At 64.5% G+C, this 16,358-nt stretch carries 17 protein-coding genes and 1 tRNA gene; 11 read left to right on the plus strand and 7 right to left on the minus strand.

What is annotated here, in order from left to right:
- Positions 1–16: 16 nt before the first annotated feature.
- Positions 17–1,843, minus strand: a complete 1,827-nt coding sequence (locus ACOYR4_RS14490; RefSeq protein ID WP_422847089.1) for an extracellular solute-binding protein — start codon at positions 1,841–1,843, stop codon at positions 17–19.
- 104 nt (positions 1,844–1,947) lie between these two features.
- Between ACOYR4_RS14490 and fabI the strand changes: the two genes are divergently transcribed.
- Entirely contained in the window at positions 1,948–2,748 is an 801-nt protein-coding gene (fabI, locus tag ACOYR4_RS14495; protein ID WP_015014680.1) for an enoyl-ACP reductase FabI, read from the plus strand.
- 95 nt (positions 2,749–2,843) lie between these two features.
- Positions 2,844–3,707: a DNA ligase gene (locus tag ACOYR4_RS14500; RefSeq protein ID WP_422847090.1), complete on the plus strand. Its 864-nt coding sequence runs from the start codon at positions 2,844–2,846 to the stop codon at positions 3,705–3,707.
- 95 nt (positions 3,708–3,802) lie between these two features.
- Here the strand turns inward: ACOYR4_RS14500 and ACOYR4_RS14505 are convergent, their stop codons facing one another.
- On the minus strand, positions 3,803–4,363 hold the full coding sequence (locus tag ACOYR4_RS14505; RefSeq protein ID WP_015014682.1) for a fasciclin domain-containing protein: 561 nt from the start codon (positions 4,361–4,363) through the stop codon (positions 3,803–3,805).
- 177 nt (positions 4,364–4,540) lie between these two features.
- On the minus strand, positions 4,541–6,907 hold the full coding sequence (locus ACOYR4_RS14510; protein WP_422847091.1) for an Orn/Lys/Arg decarboxylase N-terminal domain-containing protein: 2,367 nt from the start codon (positions 6,905–6,907) through the stop codon (positions 4,541–4,543).
- A 146-nt stretch (positions 6,908–7,053) separates the two neighbouring features.
- Between ACOYR4_RS14510 and ACOYR4_RS14515 the strand changes: the two genes are divergently transcribed.
- From ACOYR4_RS14515 to ACOYR4_RS14540, 6 genes are all read left to right on the plus strand, one after another.
- A complete protein-coding gene (locus ACOYR4_RS14515) occupies positions 7,054–7,479 on the plus strand; it encodes an NfeD family protein (RefSeq protein WP_060984862.1) in 426 nt (141 codons plus the stop codon).
- 41 nt (positions 7,480–7,520) lie between these two features.
- Positions 7,521–8,438: an SPFH domain-containing protein gene (locus ACOYR4_RS14520; RefSeq protein ID WP_295944349.1), complete on the plus strand. Its 918-nt coding sequence runs from the start codon at positions 7,521–7,523 to the stop codon at positions 8,436–8,438.
- A gap of 84 nt (positions 8,439–8,522) precedes the next feature.
- A tRNA-Ser gene (locus ACOYR4_RS14525) sits at positions 8,523–8,612 on the plus strand.
- A gap of 156 nt (positions 8,613–8,768) precedes the next feature.
- Positions 8,769–9,548: an alpha/beta hydrolase gene (locus tag ACOYR4_RS14530; RefSeq protein ID WP_422847092.1), complete on the plus strand. Its 780-nt coding sequence runs from the start codon at positions 8,769–8,771 to the stop codon at positions 9,546–9,548.
- Between the two features lie 308 nt (positions 9,549–9,856).
- Positions 9,857–10,042, plus strand: a complete 186-nt coding sequence (locus tag ACOYR4_RS14535; protein WP_015014689.1) for a hypothetical protein — start codon at positions 9,857–9,859, stop codon at positions 10,040–10,042.
- 186 nt (positions 10,043–10,228) lie between these two features.
- On the plus strand, positions 10,229–10,567 hold the full coding sequence (locus ACOYR4_RS14540; protein WP_085944693.1) for a hypothetical protein: 339 nt from the start codon (positions 10,229–10,231) through the stop codon (positions 10,565–10,567).
- Between the two features lie 144 nt (positions 10,568–10,711).
- On the opposite strand, the gene ACOYR4_RS14545 is transcribed toward ACOYR4_RS14540, so the two are convergent.
- From ACOYR4_RS14545 to ACOYR4_RS14560, 4 genes are all read right to left on the minus strand, one after another.
- Positions 10,712–11,401, minus strand: coding sequence for a hypothetical protein (locus tag ACOYR4_RS14545; RefSeq protein WP_422847093.1), 690 nt, complete (start codon positions 11,399–11,401; stop codon positions 10,712–10,714).
- Positions 11,398–12,423, minus strand: coding sequence for an MlaD family protein (locus ACOYR4_RS14550; RefSeq protein ID WP_309824880.1), 1,026 nt, complete (start codon positions 12,421–12,423; stop codon positions 11,398–11,400). Before ACOYR4_RS14550 ends, ACOYR4_RS14545 begins: the two co-directional genes overlap by 4 nt.
- 54 nt (positions 12,424–12,477) lie before the next feature.
- Positions 12,478–13,278, minus strand: coding sequence for an MlaE family ABC transporter permease (locus ACOYR4_RS14555; RefSeq protein WP_015014693.1), 801 nt, complete (start codon positions 13,276–13,278; stop codon positions 12,478–12,480).
- Positions 13,279–13,435: 157 nt separating this feature from the next.
- Positions 13,436–13,900, minus strand: coding sequence for a Cd(II)/Pb(II)-responsive transcriptional regulator (locus ACOYR4_RS14560; protein ID WP_422847094.1), 465 nt, complete (start codon positions 13,898–13,900; stop codon positions 13,436–13,438).
- 73 nt (positions 13,901–13,973) lie between these two features.
- On the opposite strand from ACOYR4_RS14560, the gene ACOYR4_RS14565 reads away from it, so the two are divergent.
- The 3 genes from ACOYR4_RS14565 to ACOYR4_RS14575 all read left to right on the plus strand — a co-directional run bounded on the left by ACOYR4_RS14565 (position 13,974) and on the right by ACOYR4_RS14575 (position 16,353).
- Complete coding sequence (locus tag ACOYR4_RS14565) at positions 13,974–14,645, plus strand: cation transporter (RefSeq protein ID WP_422847095.1); 672 nt, start codon at positions 13,974–13,976, stop codon at positions 14,643–14,645.
- A 3-nt stretch (positions 14,646–14,648) separates the two neighbouring features.
- Entirely contained in the window at positions 14,649–15,530 is an 882-nt protein-coding gene (locus ACOYR4_RS14570) for a DUF3703 domain-containing protein (RefSeq protein ID WP_422847096.1), read from the plus strand.
- A 184-nt stretch (positions 15,531–15,714) separates the two neighbouring features.
- Positions 15,715–16,353, plus strand: a complete 639-nt coding sequence (locus ACOYR4_RS14575) for a YitT family protein (RefSeq protein ID WP_422847097.1) — start codon at positions 15,715–15,717, stop codon at positions 16,351–16,353.
- Positions 16,354–16,358 lie beyond the last annotated feature (5 nt).

Consider the following 16,358-nt stretch of genomic DNA (forward strand, 5'->3'; position numbering starts at 1 on the left):
GTGGGCTGGCGGGTGGTTATTTCTTGTCGGGCGCGGTCTGCGGGGGAATGCGTGCCCACCAGGTGTCGATGACCCAGCTTTCACCGCTGGAGTACGGCGGCACCGTGGCAGGCTTGGCCAGGCGCCAGGCGTTGTACGCCATGCGATGTGTACCGGCCGTCCACTGCGGAATCAGGTAGTGGCTGTGCGCAATGATGCGCTCCAGCGCATGGCAGGCAGGCAGCAGTTGCGCCTCGGTTTTGGCAGAGGTCATCGCCTTGACCATCGCGTCCACCGCCGGGTTCTTGACACCCGCGAAGTTGCCGGAGTCTTCCGTGTCGGCGGCCTGGCTGCCGAACATGTCGGCAAACTCCTGGCCCGGGTTGTTGGTGCCCTGAAAGGCAATCGTGGTGATGTCAAAGTCGAACTTCTGCAGCCGTTGCTGGTACAGCGCAAAGTCCACCGAGCGGAAGCGCAGCGTGACACCGATCTTTTCCAGGTTGCGGATCCAGGGGGTGATAGTGCGCACGCCACCTTCGTTGCTGTCCATGTACTCCAGCACCATGGCCTCGCCCTTCGCGTTGCGCAGGGCGCCATCGCGCACCTCCCAGCCCGCCTCTTTGAGCAGAGCCTGCGCCCGGCGCAGGTTGGCCCGCAGTGACGAATCGCCGTCGGTGCGCGGGGGCACGGTCATGGGACCGAAGGCGGCCGCAGGAATGTCCTTGCGGTAGGGGTCCATCAGCGCAAGCTCTTCGGGCGACGGGCTGCCCTTGGTTTCGCAGGCGGTGTTACCAAACAGGCCGTTCACACGCTGGTAGGCGCCGTAGAACATCTGGCGGTTCATCCACTCATAGTCCATCGCCAGGCCCAGGGCCTCGCGCACCCGCGCGTCCTGCAGCAGCGGGCGGCGGGTGTTGAGCACGTAGCTCTGAAAGCCCGACGGCAGCTTGTGCTTGAACTCGCCCTTGACCAGCTCGCCGGTGTCGAACTTCTTGCCCGTGACGCGGCGGGCCCAATCGCCTGCGCTGAAGAACCGCATCAGGTCGAACTCGCCCGCTTTCAGGGCCTCCAGACGCGCAGTGTTGTCCTTGTAGATCTTGACCAGGATGCGGTCGAAGTTGGCCGTGCCCTTGCGCACGTTGAGGTCGCGCGCCCAGTACTGGGGGTCGCGCACGTAGGTGATGTCCTTGCCAAACCGCACGGGCCCGATCTTGTAAGGGCCGCTGCCGATTGGGATATCCATCACCACCTGGTCAAAGGGCTTGGCCTTGCCGTTTTCCACACCCCATTCGCGGCTGAACACCGGCAAGCCGCCCACGGTGATGGGCAGCTCGCGGTTGGGTTGCTTGAAGCGGTAGCGCACAGTGCGGTCGTTGATCACATCCACGCCCGCCACTTCGATCAGCAAGGTCTTGTAAGAGGGTGAGGTGAAGGGGCCGACCAGCGTTTCGTAGCTGTGCTTCACGTCCTGGGCCAGTACCGGTTTACCGTTGTGAAAGCGCGCCTCAGGCCGCAGCCGGAAGGTGGCCGTCAGTCCATCGGGGGCGACCTCCACATCTTCGGCCAACAGGCCATAGCCGGTTGCGGTCTCGTCCATGGAGCCCACCAGCAGCGAGTCGAACATCAGCGACGACAGGTAGGCCGGTGCGTTGCCCTTGATGGTGAACGGGTTGTATTTGTCAAAGGTGGACGTGCGCAAGTTGCTGACCAGCCGCAACTCACCGCCCTTGGGGGCCTCGGGATTCACATAGTCGAAATGCGCAAAGCCCGCCGGATAGCGCGGCGCGCCCCACAAGGCATACGCATGTGCTGCCCACGCTGGAACAGCACTCCCCATCAGCAACAAAGCCAGCCAAAACCGCATGCGACAATTCTGCACTACGTTCGCAGGGGCTTGCAGCCAAAGCCGCATATCCACATGCACCGGGCGCCAAGCCTGCATTCCGCTATTCCACAAGGAGATTTCACATGGGTTTTCTGACCGGCAAGAAGCTGCTCATCACGGGCGTGCTGTCCAACCGCTCCATCGCCTACGGCATTGCCAAGGCCTGCCACGAGCAAGGTGCCGAGCTGGCGTTCAGCTACGTGGGCGAGCGCTTCAAGGACCGCATCACCGACTTTGCAGCCGAGTTCAACTCCAAGCTGGTGTTTGACTGCGACGTGGCCAGCGACGAGCAGATCGCGCGCATGTTTGCAGACCTGTCGCAGACTTGGCCAAAGTTTGACGGCTTTGTGCACAGCATCGGCTTTGCACCGCGCGAGGCCATTGCGGGCAACTTTCTGGACGGCCTGAGCCGCGAAGGCTTCCGCATTGCCCACGACATCAGCGCCTACAGCTTCCCGGCCATGGCCAAGGCCGCCCTGCCCTACCTGAACGACAAGTCGTCGCTGCTGACCCTGAGCTACCTGGGCGCGCTGCGCTCCATCCCCAACTACAACACCATGGGCCTGGCCAAGGCCAGCCTGGAGGCCAGCGTGCGCTACCTGGCCGAGGCCGTGGGCCGCACCGAAGACGGCCGCAGCATCCGGGCCAACGGCATCAGTGCCGGCCCCATCAAGACCCTGGCTGCCAGCGGCATCAAGGACTTTGGCAAGCTGCTGAGCCGTGTGGCCGACGCCTCGCCCCTGCGCCGCAATGTGACGATTGAAGACGTGGGCAATGTGGCGGCCTTCCTGCTGTCGGACCTGGCATCGGGCATGACGGCTGAGATCACCTATGTGGACGGCGGCTTCAGCCAGACCGCTGGCCTGAGCGCCGACCAGGTGTAATCCGCCAAGCGGGCTCACCGCATTTTTGAACCAAACAGGCTTCTAGCGCTGATAGAACATGCGCTAGAAGCTATTTTTTTGATAGCACCTCCATCATGCTCCGCAGACACTGCCTGGCTTTGCTGGGCCTCGCACCCCTGGCCGCACTGACCACCCCCCAGGCCTGGGCCGGCGATGCACCCGCCCTGTTGCTGGCCAATGTGTACCGCCCCGGCATGCGCCTCGCGGACTACTGGGTGAGCGAAAAATACGATGGCGTGCGCGGCTATTGGGACGGCCATACGCTGCGCACGCGGGGTGGTGAAACCGTGGCGGTCCCATCTTGGTTCACCGCCGGCTGGCCCGACACGCCCATGGACGGCGAGCTGTGGGCAGGACGCGGCCGGTTCAGCCACGCCCAGTCCACCGTGCGCCAGCAGCAGCCGGACGATGCCGCCTGGCGCGAGATGCGCTTCATGGTGTTTGACCTGCCCGCGCACGGCGGCACGTTTGACCAGCGCCTGCCCGCGCTGAACCAGCTCGTAGAGTCGCTGGACCAGCCATGGGTGCAGGCGGTGCTCCAGCAGCGTGTGGCGAGTGACGCCGCACTGCAAAAGCTGCTGCTGCGCACCGTGCGCGCGGGTGGCGAGGGGCTGATGCTGCACCGGGGCGCATCGATGTACCGCGCAGGGCGCAGTGACGACCTCATCAAGGTCAAGACCCACGAAGACACCGAGGCCAAGGTGGTCGCCCATCTGCCCGGCCAGGGCCGCCACGCCGGGCGGCTGGGCGCCCTGGTGGTGGAGATGCCTTCGGGCCAGCGGTTTCGGCTGGGCGCAGGGTTGACCGACGCGGAGCGCGACCACCCGCCGCCCGTGGGCAGCTGGGTGACCTACCGCTTCAGAGGCACCCACGACAGCGGCCTGCCACGCTTCGCGAGTTTTGTGCGGGTGCGAGACGACATGCCGCCCACCCGCTGACGGGGCCACCGCAAACCCGAACTGATTTCGACGAGGTGGCGATACGCGAGCTGAGCGCGGCAGCGCATGCCGCCTCGCGCCCATTAGTTGTGCAATCAGTTGGGCAGCAGGACCTTGTCCACCACGTGGATCACACCGTTGGACTGGTACACGTCGGCAATCGTCACTGTCGCCGTACCGCCCTTTTCGTCGGTCACCATGACGGCATTGCCGCTGGCCTTGGCGGTGAGTGTTCCGCCTGCCACCGTCTTGAGGCTGGCCATGCCTTTGCCATCGGCAATCATCTTGGACAACGCAGCAGCGTCGTACTTGCCCGCCACCACGTGGTAGGTGAGCACCTTGGTCAGGGTGGGCTTGCTCTCGGGCTTGAGCAGCGTGTCCACCGTGCCGGCGGGCAGTGCGGCAAATGCCGCATTGGTGGGTGCAAACACCGTGAACGGACCGGGACCCTTGAGCGTCTCCACCAGGCCTGCCGCCTTGACCGCAGCCACCAGGGTGGTGTGGTCTTTGGAGTTCACAGCGTTGTCGATGATGTCCTTGCTGGCCAGCATGGGCGCGCCGCCCACCATGACCTGCGCCATAGCGGGCATTGCGGCAGCTGCCATGGCAGCCGTCAGAGCGATGGTGGCCAAGCGGGCGTTGAATCGAAGGGTCATGAAGATCTCCTGAGTGGTTTGTGAAGACAGTCACCGCATGAGAGTCACGCGGCTGATAGTTAATACGCCCCCAAAACCACAACGGATTCAAGCGCATAAAAAAATCGCTCCACCAGCCATGCCGGGGGAGCGATTTTCGAGACGCTGGTGCACCCACACACCAGCGCGAAGACGTGCTTACACGTTGCGCCCGTACGGGCCGTCGTCGCCCACCTGCACCAGGTTCTTGGCGGTCGCCAGCGGCTTGGGGTTCTTGCCAGTCTTGCCTTGCTCTGCCACGCAGTCGGCGTAGTAGCGCACCTGGCCGTTCTCGTCTTCCACTTCCACCAGGCCGTGGATATCGGTCTCAAAGCCCGGACACAGCTTGGCGAATTCCCGCGCAAACTTGAGGTAATCCACGATCTTCTTGTTGAACACTTCGCCCGGAATCAGCAGCGGAATGCCCGGCGGGTACGGCGTAACCAGGCCCACGGTGATGCGGCCTTCCAGGTGGTCGATCTCCACGCGCTCGGTGGTGCGGTGCGCAATGTGCGCGTACGCGTCCGAGGGCTTCATGGCGGGCGTGAGGTCCGACAGGTACATCTCGGTGGTCAGGCGCGCGATGTCGTACTTGGCGTACATCTCATGCACGTGCTGGCACAGGTCCTTGAGGCCCATGCGCTCGTAGCGCTTGTGCTGCTGGCAGAACTCGGGAAGGATGCGCCACATCGGCTGGTTCTTCTCATAGTCGTCCTTGAACTGCTGCAGCGCCGTCAGCAGCGTGTTCCAGCGGCCCTTGGTGATGCCGATGGTGAACATGATGAAGAAGCTATACAGGCCCGTCTTCTCCACCACCACGCCGTGCTCGGCGAGGTACTTGGTCACGATGGACGCAGGGATACCGGTCTTGTCAAACTTGCCGTCCAGACTCAGGCCAGGCGTGACGATGGTGGACTTGATCGGGTCCAGCATGTTGAAGCCGTCGGCCAGTTGGCCGAAGCCGTGCCACTTGCTGCCCTTCTTGCTCTTGCTGTCGCTGCGGATGATCCAGTCTTCTGCACGGCCGATGCCCTCGTCGGTGAGCTTTTCAGGACCCCAGACCTTGAACCACCAGTCGTTCTTGCCGAACTCGTCCTCCACCTGGCGCATGGCGCGGCGGAAGTCCAGCGCCTCCAGGATGCTTTCTTCTACCAGCGCGGTGCCACCGGGCGGCTCCATCATGGCGGCGGCCACATCGCAGCTGGCGATGATGCTGTACTGAGGGCTGGTGCTGGTGTGCATCAGGTACGCCTCGTTGAACAGGTGGCGGTCGAGCTTGGTGGTCTGCGAGTCCTGCACCAGCACATGCGATGCCTGGCTGATGCCGGCCAGCAGCTTGTGGATGGACTGCGTGGCGTACGTCACCGAATGCTTGGGCCGCGTGCGCTTCTTGCCCATGGCGTGGTAGCTGCCATAGAACGGGTGGAACGCCGCGTGCGGCAGCCAGGCCTCGTCGAAGTGCAGGTTATCCACATAGCCGTCGAGCATGCCCTTGATGGTCTCGGTGTTGTACAGAACACCGTCATAGGTCGATTGCGTGAGAGTCAGCACGCGTGGCTTGACCTTCTTGGCGTCCACGCCCTTGAGCAAGGGGTTGGCCTTGATCTTGGCCTCAATGGCCTTGGGCTCGAACTCGCTTTGGGGGATGGGCCCGATGATGCCGAAATGGTTGCGCGTGGGCTTCATGAACACCGGGATGGCGCCGGTCATGATGATGCTGTGCAGGATGGACTTGTGGCAGTTGCGGTCCACCACCACCACGTCGCCAGGGGCCACGGTGTGGTGCCACACCATCTTGTTGGACGTGGACGTGCCGTTGGTCACGAAGAAGCAGTGGTCGGCATTGAAGATGCGTGCCGCATTGCGCTCCGATTCCCCAATGGCGCCGTTGTGGTCCAGCAGCTGGCCCAGTTCTTCCACCGCGTTGCACACGTCGGCGCGCAGCATGTTTTCGCCATAGAACTGGTGGTACATCTGACCCACGGGGCTTTTCAAGAAGGCCACGCCGCCCGAGTGGCCGGGGCAGTGCCAGCTGTACGAGCCGTCTTCGGCGTAGTCCAGCAGCGCCTTGAAGAACGGGGGCTGCACACTTTCGAGGTAGCTCTTGGCTTCGCGAATGATGTGGCGCGCCACAAATTCGGGGGTGTCCTCGAACATGTGAATGAAGCCATGCAGCTCGCGCAGGATGTCATTGGGCAGGTGGCGGCTGGTCTTGGTCTCACCATGAACATAGATGGGCACATCGGCGTTCTTGCGGCGCACTTCCCCAATGAAGTTGCGCAGGCTCAGCACGATGGGGTCCAGCCCCTCGCCCACCGTGAACTCTTCATCGTCGATGGACAGAATGAAAGCGCTGGCCCGGCTTTGCTGCTGGGCAAACTGCGACAGATCGCCATAGCTGGTGACACCAACCACTTCGAAGCCCTCGGCCTCGATGGCCTGCGCGAGCGCACGAATGCCAAGCCCCGAGGTGTTCTCGGAACGGTAGTCTTCATCGATGATGATGATGGGAAAGCGAAACTTCATGCGCAGCCTCCAGGGAGCCGTGGCCTGCCCGGCCAAAAAACGAAATAGGCGCGAAGTGTAAGGAATAACGTTGACGCGCCTTTGAACTGCCATTCTTTTGACCCAGAATGTGGTGCAACAAACACAACCACATGAGGAGGTTCGACATGGAGGCATCCACCATCTGGTGGCTGGCAGCGGGGGCCGTGGTCGTGGCAGAGCTGCTGACCGGTACGTTCTATCTGCTCATGGTGGCGCTGGGGCTGGTGGCCGCCGCCCTGGCCGCCCATCTCGGTCTGGCGTCGGCATTGCAGATGGTGTCGGCCGCCATTGTGGGCGGCGGGGCCGTTGTAGCCTGCTACCTGGTGCGCAAAAAACGCCCTGGCGACCCGTCGGCACGCGCGGACCGCAGTGTGAACATGGATGTGGGTGAAACCATCCTCATCGAAAGCTGGAGCCCCGACGGCACCACCACCGTGAAGTACCGGGGCGCCCAATGGACGGCCATCCACCGCCCCGGGGTCACCCCCTCGACCGGCATGCACCGGGTCGCCGAACTGGTGGGCAACCGCCTACTGGTGGACCCGCTGTAAGCACCGCAGATCCTTTACCGAACCGCCAAGAAAGGCTTCTCATGGAAATTGCCATCGTCCTCCTGATCATTGCCGTGATCTTCATCGCCCGCTCGGTCAAGGTCGTGCCCCAGCAAAATGCCTGGGTGAAAGAACGCCTGGGCAAATACGCGGGTACGCTGACCCCGGGCCTGAACTTTCTGATCCCGTTCGTGGACAAGGTCGCCTATAAGCACAGCCTGAAGGAAATTCCGCTCGACGTGCCCAGCCAAGTGTGCATTACGCGCGACAACACGCAGTTGCAGGTGGACGGCATCCTGTACTTTCAGGTCACCGACCCGATGCGCGCCAGCTACGGGTCGAGCAACTACATCATGGCTGTGACGCAGTTGGCGCAGACCTCGCTGCGCTCGGTCATCGGCAAGCTGGAGCTGGACAAAACCTTTGAGGAGCGCGACATCATCAACGCGCAGGTGGTGCAGGCCATCGACGAAGCCGCGCTGAACTGGGGTGTGAAGGTGCTGCGTTACGAAATCAAGGACCTGACGCCACCCAAGGAAATCCTGCACGCCATGCAGGCCCAGATCACTGCGGAGCGTGAAAAGCGCGCACTTATCGCCGCATCTGAAGGCCGCCGCCAGGAACAGATCAACATCGCCACGGGCGAACGCGAGGCCTTCATCGCCCGCTCCGAGGGCGAAAAACAGGCGGTCATCAACAAGGCCCAGGGCGAGGCCGAATCCATCAAGGCCGTGGCTGAGGCCAACGCCCAGGCCATCGAACGCGTGGCTGCCGCCATCCGCCAGCCTGGCGGCGAACAGGCCGTGCAACTCAAGGTGGCCGAAAGGGCCGTGGATGCTTACAGCCAGGTCGCGTCGGATGCCACCACCACCCTCATCGTGCCCAGCAACATGACCGAAGTGTCAGCGCTGATCGGCTCGGCCATGAAGATGGTGCAGACCTCCCAAAAGGCAGACTGACGGCGCATCTGTCAGCGTAAATTTTCAGGCGATACCGACCTCTGACCGGAATGCCCCAATCCTGTGGCTATAATCGAGAGCTTCGGAGAGGTGGATGAGCGGTTTAAGTCGCACGCCTGGAAAGCGTGTGTGGGCTAATCCCCACCGCGGGTTCGAATCCCGCCCTCTCCGCCACATATCAACCCAGGTGATTCCGGTCACCTGGGTTTTTTGTTTTCTGGCGGACCTGTCTTGCGCACAGTGGCTTTGTGTACCACGGCTACGCGCTGAACCTTGCCCACGCGGCGCTCCGGTTGATGTGCTGTCAATGAACCCCCTGGAGGTCTGCACATGCTGATGCGTTGGAAGTTCTTCGGTATCTGCTGGGGGCTGGCAAACCTGATGGTGCCAGCGTGGGCGGAAGGGATGCTGTTCAAAGTGCCCACCCGCGACGGGGTGACCCACACGCTGTTCTGGGAGGCTGCGCCGAAAGCCAAGGCCACGGTACTTCTTTTTCCAGGCGGCGCGGGCGGGTTCGGCAAAGTGGAGGATGGTCGCGCCACCGGCGGCAACTTTCTCGTCCGGTCTGCGCCGTATTTCACAGCGCATGGATACAACGTGGCGATCTTTGGGCGGCCCAGCGACATGGAGCTGGGCTGGACCGAACGCACAGGTGCGGCGCACATGACCGACATCGCCAAGGTGCTGGAATTTGTGAAGCGCAAAAGGGACCTGCCGGTGTGGGTGGTGGGCACCAGCCGAGGCACGGTGTCCGCGACAGCCATGGCCATTCATGTCAAAGACCCGGCGATTGCAGGGCTGGTGCTGACCTCCAGCATCGTGCGCCGAAGCACACCGGGCGCGGTGCCCGCACAAAACCTGCAAGCCATCGAGCTGCCGGTGCTGGTCTACCACCACGCCAGGGACGGCTGCAAACACTGCCAAGCCAGCGACACGCCCGCCATCCTCCAAGGGCTGACGCGGGCACCCGTCAAAAAGCTGATGGTGGTGGATGGCGGCTCCAACCCGGTGGGAGACGAGTGCGCGGCGCAGCACTGGCATGGGTTCATCGGCATGGAGCAGGAAGCGATTGGACAAATTACCGCGTGGATTCAGGCGCCCAAGCCTTGAACCCTATCCGGCGGGGAGGACACGAGTGGGTTGCTCCAATGGCCTCACTCGCAGCAGGTCCACAGTGCGCTCCAGCCGCCGGTGAGCGGGCCTCTTCACCGCAAATTCCCCAGGTTGGGCGGAGCAGAAGGTTTCTGGATTCTTTGTAAAGGCAACAGCCCGTAACAGCTGCCCATAGACACCCGGTATCGCACTTGTCTTACACGCGGAACTGCGGCACTTTGCTGAAATCCTAGCCAGCAGCCATTGAGGTTGCACTGGGAGGTCATTGCGGCCCCTCACCCCTTTTTGCTGAAAAGGACTTCATCATGAAACGCCATTCCTTACCGCCGGGAGCGCGCGCGCTGGTCGCGTTCATCGGCACCGTGGTGCTGGCAGTGCTGGCGGCGGTGTCGTTGTTGATGCCGGACGTGGCCGTGCAGTCTGTGGACTCGATGTCGAACGGGCTCACGGGGCTGGATCAGATCTTGTCCACTAGCTTTCTGGACCACTGAGCGCCGGAGCGAGCCGGCATCGTTGGCGCTGCGCTGCAGCGTGTGTGGGTCCAAAGAGCAACACAGTAGCAAAAAGCATAGCATCGGAGTACCATTCGGCGCTGCACACCGGGAGTTTTCGGTGGCATTCTGGAATGGAGGACGATCGTGACCACACGTTTTCGCATCTCTGCAAACCGTTTTTCCTTGATTCATTACCCAAAATTCTGGGGATCGATCGCGCTGCTGGCCGTTTTGGCTGGCTGCTCCAGCCCCCGCGACAACGCCCTGGATGAGTTCTCGCGCTGGTATGACGGTGCCAGGGCCCAGGCGCAGGCAGGGGCCATGAGCTGGAGCGAGCTTTACAAGCAAAGCTTTGACCGCCTGACCGCCCTGCCCCCTTCGCTGCAGCAGGACACGCGCCTTGAAAACACCGTGCTGCTGCTGTCTGTAGCCCGCAAGCTGGAGTCCAACGAAATCAGCCCCCAGCAGTTCGCCATGGAGCGGGACGACATCGAGACCCAATTGCAGGCTCGCTTGCGTTGATAGAAGCGGCTGCTACCAGCGGCGACCAGAGCCCTGCTACGGGCCCAAAGTCACTGCGAGCGCGCCTGTTGAAGCAGCCACTTTGACGGCGCCTCGCTCCCGGTATCCAATGCCTTACCCATCGCCCCCGCGTGGCGTGACTGGCTAACGGGGCAAGCCCGCCGACTGCTCAACCACGCTCACGCGGCGGCGCAAGGCGTCGGCTGCAGCAGCGTCTCCAGCGGCTTCAGCCCGTTGCACCTGTAGCAGCAACCACGCCATCAGCGGCCTGCGCCAGCCCTGTGCCGACGCAGTCTCGGTGGCTGTGGCGATGACTGCGGGGCTGGCCTTCCCTGTCTGCAACAAGACACCCGCCGCCACCAGGCGTGAAAGAGGGTCGGCAATGCCCGCCAAGCTGGTAGCGTTGCCCGCCGTAGCGACGGCACGCTGTGCGGGTGGCAACAGAGCCACCTGACCGGCTTGAACGCGGCCCGCCAGATAGTCGGCGTAGGCCTGCTCGGGCGCTGCGGCATCGGCCCGCAAGGCCTCAAAACGCTCGCAGGGTTCGGTGACCAGACTCGCCACCTGGGCCGCACAGCGCATCAGCTCCAGGCGGGCGAGCAGATCGGGGCGGCCCGTGCGCGCCACTTCGGCGCGAGCACGGTCCCATTCAAGCTTTTCCACGCGCGCATTGCCAGACAGGTAGGCCTCGATGGCCTTCTGAGTCGCGCCCTGGGCGTTCATCTGCCAGTCGGGCACCGGGGGTTGGCTGGAACACGCAGCCAACGCGAAGGCGCAGCCGATGGACAGGAGCCGCAACGCAGCCCGCAAACGAAGTGCAGCAGAGGGGTTCATGGCAGCTTCAGCTCCGTGTCGCGTGCAAAGGGCCATTTGCGGTTGATCTCGTTGACCAGGCTTTCCACCTTGCGCAGATTGCTCTCAACCTCAGCCCGCAGCGCGCCCAGGTCCGTCGTAGCTTCGCGGGCATTGGCACCGATGGCCTGGGCCTCCACCAGTACCGCGTCCACCTTCTTCAGGCTGGTGCGGGTGTCGGTCAGCAAGCCGTTGAGCTGTGCCACGGTGGCGCGCACCTCGGGCACCAGCGCGTCCTTGTTGCCCTCGCTGCCAAACACCTGTTTATCGGCGCGGGCGGCCATGCCGTCCAAGCGCGCCAGCAGCGCGTTGGTGCGCTCCAGCGTGGCCACGATCTTTTTCGCATCGGTTTCGTTGCCCATCAGCACGCCCAAGGCACCGCCCGGGCCATTGAGCCGCTCGGTGAGGGCCTTGACGTTGGTCAGGGTGCTGCCCAGCGCGGCGTCGGGCGACGTCAGGGCGTTCAGGTTGGTCAGCAGCTCGCGTGCGGTGGCCATGAGCTGCGGGATCTCCGCCGTCGCGTCGCCGCGCAACACGGGCCGCACGGCGCCATCGGGCAGTGCGGGGTCGGTCAGGATGCCGGAGTACGCCCGGATGTTGGTGCCCCCCACCAGACCGCGCACCAGCGTGAAAACGCTGGACTCGCGCAGCCAGTGTGCGTCCTTGCGGGGCACGTCCACCAGGATGCGGGCATTGCCCGATTCGGCCAGCTCGATGCGCCGCACGCGGCCAATGGGAAAGCCCGAGAAGGTCATGTCCATGCCCACCACCACGCCTTCGGAGTCATCGGCCGTCAGCACCAGCGTCTGCGTGGGCTCGAAAGCGCCCCGCGCATACAGCAGGTACAGGCCCGAACCCACGATGAGGGCCAGGGTGAACAGCAGCAGCGCTGCAGCCTTGAGTTCCAGATAGGCCACCGGGCGCAGGGTCTCGACCGGGGGAATGTCAGCCCCGGCGGGAGGTGCAGCGGGGCCTTGCGACGGCTTGGGAGAGTGGTCGTTCATGTCGTGGGGTTGTGCGGGGGGGGGGGTGCGAGTGGGTGCGACTGGCGCAGGCCGTCAGTAGTAGTTGCCCATGAGCGAGGCCACCTCGATCAGCAGCAGCACGGCAAACATGCGGGCCAGGCCGCCCAGTTCCGAGTCGGGCTGGGTGCGTTCGCCGCTGTCATACAGCCCGGCAGCCATGGGGATCAGCGCCACGGCCAGGCTGAAGAACAGGGTCTTGAGCACAAACACCATGGTCACGCTGGGCGAAAACACCTGTCCGAACATGCGCGTGTAGCTCGGCAGCCCCGCCATATTGAAGCCGTACACCCCCAGGTACGCCAGCACCAGCGCCACCACGCAACTGAGCGCAGCCAGCGTGACGCAGGCAAACACCCCGGCAATCACGCGGGGCAGCAGTTCGATGCGCACCGGATCAGAGCCCTGGCGGCGCAGCGCCTCGAACCGGCCCGTGAGCCGCAGGTGAGCCAGTTGCGAGCCGTTGGGAATGGTGCAGCGCATGGCCACAAACAAGGCGGCCGTGAGCGGGATGAGCTCCAGCACCAGCACGCGGATCACCATCTCCAGCGCATAGCGCGACAACCCGTAGCTCAGCGCCGTGACCACCACAATGCGTGTGAGCACCAGGCTGATGAGCGCCGCCAGCACCGTGAAGCCCAGCAGCACAGGCGCCGTGTCCAGGTACAGGTGCCGGGCCAGCGCGCGGCGGGTGCCCTTGCCGTAGCTGGACGGCGACAACACCAGCACCAGCACCACCGCGCCCAGATACAGGATGCGCCACCAGGCCACCGCCCAGCGCCGCGCCGTGTTCCACACACGTTCGGGCAGGGAGAGGCCGGGAAGGCGCGAGATCATGGGCGGATCATAGCGGGGGCATGCGCCAGGGCAGTCGATGGCAGGCTTCTGGAGATATTTGGGCCATTTTCGGGCGGTAGCGCTAGAAGGATATGCCTGAGCAGCTATTAATTAGGTAGCAATTAGCCCCTACACAGCCACACCGCACAACAACTGCTCACACATGGCGCTTGCCCTGGCTGGGCATGGCGATGGCGCCCACGGGCTGCGCGTCAGCCCGCGCATGCAGCGCTTCGATGATGTGGCAGGTGGCGTCCGCGCCATCGCAGCGGCTGCGCAGCGCCTGCAGGTCGGCCTCCAGCGCCTGCAGCTCGGCCAGGCGGGTGCGCACATGCACCAGGTGTGCATCCAGCGTGTCGCAGGCGGCATGGCAGTCGGTCTTGCTGTCCCAGTCCAGCGCCAGCAAGGTCCTGACCTCGTCCAGCGACATGTCCATGGCGCGGCACAGGCGGATGAAACGCAGCTGGTGCACGTCGGCGCTGCTGTACAGGCGGTAGCTGTTGTCGCCGCGCGCGCCGGGCGGCAGCAGCCTCTCTTTTTCGTAATACCGGATGTTGGCGGCCGACACGCCGGACTGCTGAGCGGCCTCGCCGATGCGGAACTGTGCAGCGTGGGGGTCCATGGGCTTGACCTTCAAGTGACTTCAAGGTTTCCAATGATGCCATCGCTTTCCAAAACTGCCAGGAGAAAACACCATGTCCGCCCATTGCCATCACGGCCACCACGACCACGGCGCCCCCGGCCACAGCCACGAAGCCCCCGCCAGCGCAGACCCGCGCTACCGCCGCATCCTGTGGATTGCACTCATCGTCAACGCCGCCATGTTTGTGGTGGAACTGGGCGCGGGCACCCAGTCGGGCTCGGCGTCGCTGCTGGCCGACGCCATCGACTTTCTGGGCGATGCAGCCAACTACGGCCTGTCGCTGTGGGTGCTGGCCATGGCGCTGACCTGGCGGGCACGTGCCGCGCTGCTCAAGGGGGCCAGCATGCTGGCCTTTGGCGTGTTCGTGATCGGCCGGGTGGCGTGGGGGGTGTGGCAAGGGGTGCCGCCCGAGCCCTTCACCATGGGTGGCGTGGGCCTGCTGGCGCTGGCGGCCAACCTGGGGGTGGCCGCCCTGCTCTACGCCTGGCGCGAGGGCGATGCCAACATGCGCGGCGTGTGGCTGTGCACGCGCAACGACGCGCTGGGCAACCTGGCAGTGATGGCCGCTGCGCTGGGAGTGCTGGGCACGGGCACGGCCTGGCCCGATCTGGTGGTGGCCGCCGTCATGGCCGGCCTGGCCATCAGCGGCGGCTGGAGCGTGATCCGCCATGCACGGCAAGAGCTGGCCAGCACCGCAGACGCCCCCGCAGCCCACGGGCACTGAGCCATGCGCGTACGCCTGTCCACTCCGCTCCATGCACCGCCCGAATGGGTGGCTGCGCAACTGCAAAGCACTGCCGTTTTTCGCCACATCACGGCGCCCCTGGTGCGGTTCACGCGCCCCGGCGGCGCGCCCTGGCCCAGCCACTGGTCCCCCGGGGATCTGCCGTTGCAGATGCGGCTGCTGGGGTTGCTGCCCCTGGGCACCCAAACCGTGCGCATCTCCATCGAGCCCGCCGCGCAGGACGGCGCATGGCCCACGCTGCGCGACAACGGCGAGGGCACGCTGATGCGGCGCTGGGACCACCGCATCACGCTGCAGCCGATGCCGGACGGCCGCACGCTCTACACCGACGACATCGACGTGGTCGCGCGCCACCTGCCCTGGCTGATGACGCCCCTGAGCGCGGCGTTTGCCCAGGTGTTCTACCGGCACCGACAGCGGCGCTGGCGCCAGCTGGCGGCGCGCCACGCGGCAGATCCCATAGCTGACCCCTTGCACACGCAGCGCGCGTTCGACCACCTGCTGGCAGCATTTGCGAGCGATGCCGGCGCACCGCCCGCCACCCGCTGGCGCTGGCTGGAGGCCGCGCATGTACTGGGGCAGACCACGCTGTCCCTGCATTGGCGGTCACACACAGCCATGCTGCGCTACGCCCTGCAGTTGCGCGACCTGCGCGAGGCCGGTGGACAGGTGCTGCGGCTGGCCCTGGTGCCGCTGGGCCATGCGCTGGCGCGGCTGCCCATCGGCAACACGGGCCGGGCACGGGTGAGTGCCTTGGCGCCCATGGGGCCGCAGCCACACATCAAGCGGCTGATTGACGGGGCCATGGCCGCTGCGCGCCTGCAGCCCGTCCCATTTCTGCAAAAAACTGGCGATGGCGCTTGATCTATAAGCGCTACCAGCTATCAAATCAGGAGTAAACAACCACGAACAGTGCTGCCACCGGGCACCCGGAATTTGACGCACGACAAGCCCGGCATGGGGCTTGCATGGTCCAATCCACTGCCTGTGCGCCGCCCTCTGCCCCGGGGGCCGCGAGCACAGCCTTCATCCCTTTTGCTTTTTGCCAATGCCCTCCCGCGCCCCTGCCGCCCCCGCAACCCCTGCCCCGCTGGTCGTGCCCCACAGCCTGACGGAAGACGCCGTGGCCATCTTCACCGGAGTGTTGCTCATCTCGGTGGGGGTGGCGTTTTTCACCAGCGCGGGGTTGCTCACAGGTGGCACGGCGGGGCTGGCGTTTTTGCTGCACTACGCCACGGGCATCGGCTTTGGCAAGATCTTCTTTGTGCTCAACCTGCCGTTTTACTGGCTGGCGCTGCGCAAGCTGGGCCGGGCGTTCACGGTCAAGACCTTCATCGCGGTGCTGCTGCTGTCGCTGCTGACCGAGCTGCAGTCGCAGTTCCTGCAATTTGCGCAGCTGCAGCCGCTGTACGCGGCCATTGCCGGCGGGCTGATCACGGGAACGGGCTTCCTCGTGCTGTTCCGCCACCGCTGCAGCCTGGGCGGCGTGGGCATTGCCGCGCTGTACCTGCAGGACCGCTACGGCTGGCGCGCGGGCAAGGTGCAGATGGCCGTGGACTGCGTCATCGTGCTGCTGGCCCTGTGGACGGTGGAGCCCCTGCGTGTGGCCTGGTCGATTGCAGGTGCCGTGGCACTCAACCTGGTGCTGGCCATGAACCACCGGCCGGGCCGCTACATGGCGGTTTAGGGTGG

It is taken from the genome of Acidovorax sp. M14 (assembly GCF_049331375.1).
Lineage (GTDB): Bacteria > Pseudomonadota > Gammaproteobacteria > Burkholderiales > Burkholderiaceae_C > Acidovorax.